Annotated in this window: 1 protein-coding gene; it reads right to left on the bottom strand. The window is 65.7% G+C overall.

The features are described from left to right. A partial coding sequence (locus B7G52_RS23140; protein ID WP_240523599.1) for a methyl-accepting chemotaxis protein occupies nt 1-455 on the bottom strand: 455 nt, incomplete at both ends.

A 455-nucleotide genomic window follows, 5' to 3' on the forward strand; every position in this document is an offset into this window, starting at 1 on the left:
CTGGCCTTGGGACTCGCAGGACGGGCGGGCGCCTGGTGAGCCTGGTGCTGCACCTGGTCGCTGCCCAGCCGGAACACGCTGACCACCTGACTGAGCCCGCTGGCCTGCTCCTGCAGCGAGGACGCTGCCGCAGCGGCTTCTTCCACCAGCGCCGCGTTTTGCTGCGTCACCTGGTCCATCTGCGTGATCGCCTGGTTGATCTGCTCAATCCCAGCCGTCTGCTCCTGGCTGGCCGCCGTGATCTCGGCCATGATGTCGGTCACGCGTTTGACGCTGTCGACGATCTCGTCCATGGTCTTGCCGGCTTCGGCCACCTGTTTGCTGCCTTCTTCGACCTTGTCGACGGAGTCGCCGATCAGGGTCTTGATCTCTTTGGCCGCGGCCGCACTTCGCTGGGCCAGGTTTCTGACTTCAGCGGCCACCACCGCAAAGCCTCTGCCTTGTTCCCCGGCCCG

Source organism: Polaromonas sp. AER18D-145, from assembly GCF_002379095.1.
Lineage (GTDB): Bacteria > Pseudomonadota > Gammaproteobacteria > Burkholderiales > Burkholderiaceae_C > Polaromonas.